Source organism: Paenibacillus sp. 01T422 (genome assembly GCF_056398785.1).
In genome coordinates this window covers 1-2,503 of sequence record NZ_JBFTQB010000930.1, presented here as the reverse complement: position 1 = coordinate 2,503, position 2,503 = coordinate 1, and the positions used below count along the sequence as shown (strand labels likewise).

Annotated in this window: 3 protein-coding genes; 1 reads left to right on the top strand and 2 read right to left on the bottom strand. The window is 40.0% G+C overall.

The window, feature by feature from the left end; genetic code table 11:
• The first annotated feature begins 592 nt into the window (after positions 1–592).
• Entirely contained in the window at positions 593–1,198 is a 606-nt protein-coding gene (locus tag AC1DUA_RS33620) for a DUF2569 domain-containing protein (protein ID WP_477503870.1), read from the top strand.
• A gap of 67 nt (positions 1,199–1,265) precedes the next feature.
• Here AC1DUA_RS33620 and AC1DUA_RS33615 read toward each other — a convergent pair whose 3' ends face one another.
• Together AC1DUA_RS33615 and AC1DUA_RS33610 are read right to left on the bottom strand one after the other, a co-directional pair.
• Positions 1,266–1,910 carry a peptide-methionine (S)-S-oxide reductase MsrA gene (locus AC1DUA_RS33615; protein WP_477503869.1) on the bottom strand — a complete coding sequence of 215 codons (645 nt, stop codon included), beginning with the start codon at positions 1,908–1,910 and terminating at the stop codon, positions 1,266–1,268.
• 39 nt (positions 1,911–1,949) lie between these two features.
• Positions 1,950–2,503 (bottom strand): MFS transporter (locus AC1DUA_RS33610; protein ID WP_477503868.1); only part of this gene is annotated, 554 nt, incomplete at its 5' end.

Here is a 2,503-nt window from a genome sequence, read left to right as displayed (position 1 = left end):
CTCCTATACGGGATATGTGTCGCGGCCATTCCCTTTTCCCGGAATTGGCAATGGATATAGTCGGCAGGGGTAGCTGGTTTAGTAGGCTTGGGACAGCATAAAGACAGTTCTTTTATTAGAGCTTAAAAAAACATACTAAAACAAAGAACCGCAAACAATTGCGGTTCTTTGTTTTAGTATGTGGATGGGACGAGCTTTATTGTAACTTATCTAAATAAAATTTATAAAACAATCTACTTTTGAGTGTTTATGTAATATTTATAAATAAATTATTAAAAATAATTATTTTGGAAATATTTATTGAAATTTAATAGGATTATGAAGATAACTATGAGGGGCAGATTGATAATCCTTTAAGTTTGAATTTGTATACTTATGGTTATAATAATCCCTTGCATTTTGCCATTTGGATGACGAACGGAACAACTACTCGACAAATAGATTCAATAATGGATTAAGGTCTATTGCTAATTGATTTATACCACCTTACGACTAACCATCGTAGGGTGGTTTTCTTTTATCCGCCGCTACATCGCTAACAGCACAATTATCGCTAGAGAGAAGATCAGTACAAGGAGGACTAATTAGAAAAGTGACGAATACTATTATTAATTCTCAAAATATAACAACAAATTCCACCAGCCAATGGAGAAAACAGATAGGTGACTCAATGACAAACACAGAAAACGATTTAGCGATAAAAATGGATAACACGGCAGAAATATTGCCACCTTTAGTGGAAAAAGCTAAGCCATATGGTTTTGGAGGCTGGCTTTACTTGGTAACGTTAGGCTTCTTATTAACTTTTGGAAACTCCTTATACTATTTGATAGAAACGATAATGCCCGTTTACCAAAGTGGACGTTTGTCCCAACTGTATGAAGAAAACTGGAAATATTCTTTTTTAATCATCTATGAAACTGTTTTGAACTTATTTTATGTGATTTTTCCAGTATTCCTAGGTTATCTTGTTTTTAAAAGAAAGAAATTATTGAAATATATGGTGATCAATTTCTATCTGATTAACTTTGTTGCTAATATTGGCTATTATTTTATTTCAAATTCTATTGAGGAAATGGCTACTCACGAACTTATGGGGGAGCAAGGTAGAAATATTGTCAAAGCATTGGTCACATGTCTAATATGGATCCCCTACTTTATCAATTCAAAACGAGTGAAGAATACCTATACGAATTAACAGGAAAAAGGCAGCCAATCTCAATAGATCAGCTGCCTTTTCTCTATGAAGATGCCCTCCACTGCTTCTACCATTTTATTCGTCTAATTAGTCGAATGATCTCCTCTTGCTCCTCAGCGCTAATCAGCCAGGTCCGGATTTCATTGATGATTTTATCCATATTCGTATAACCTTTCGCCAGTCCGTTCAACCTTGCAGCCAAGGTCGCGTTGGTCAGTTCTTCATCAGTTGGGATTAGGGTTCTCAGCTTATCGAGCGCATCGGGATACCGTTTCAAATAATATTTCTGATGTCTGTCCTCAGCAGGATAAAAGCCGGTAAAAGGAGCAACCTCGGTGTCAGGTAGTCCATTCCCTTGTTCCTCGCCGTTAGCCATGACTTTGCGGATTATACTCATCTGATTAGGGTCGCGATACAACACTATAGATCTGTACTGCCGGCCTTTGTAATCATTTATATTGACTGGATTATGGTTGCTCCAGAACACATTTAGGATGGTCTCCAAACTCACGATACTGGAATCGAAATCCATTTCGACGGTCTCGGAGTGGTCTCCGAGCTGTCTGTAAGTTGGGTTCTCAGTCGTTCCTCCAGCAAATCCCACACGCGTTCTTGTGATGCCAGCCAACTGCCCGAACAACGCGTCAGGACCCCAGAAGCACCCCATACCCAAGGTTACAGTTTGGTTGTTGCTACTATGGCTGCTATTCATCGCACTAACCTCCTTATGTATCAATTCCTGATGACAAAGCTACTGGGACTGGACTTGCTCTGTCCCGCTTCTCCCTCTAATAAACATGCGAAGAGACAATAGTAGCATTAACACGCTGATAATAACGCACCCGATAATTAAACTGTGAAAGTGTTCGGTTGTGATTTGACTGCTGAAAACCGTTCCGAGCAAGCTTGAGGATAGAATTGTTCCCATAAAACGCGAAGTCATGAACATTCCCGAGGCAATGCCCGTCTCTGCTGTTGTGACATAAGAATACAGGGCTGTTTGCAGCCCGAGATTCTGAAACCCGTTGCTGATGCCAAGCACAGATAAGCAGACAAAAATCCAAGCCGGAGTGGAGCTATCGTGTATGGTTAACAACATGGAGGTTCCAGCTACAACGAATAGTGTTCCAACGAGCAGTGGAGTTCGCGAACCGGAACGGTCAATCCACCTGCCCACTATGGGGGTAACGAGGATACCGAATCCTGAAATCGATAGCATAATTAATCCTACTTCTTGTCCGTTATAATGCCGTACCTGCTGCAAATACGAAGGGATACCAAACATTATCGAGTAAAATACAATAT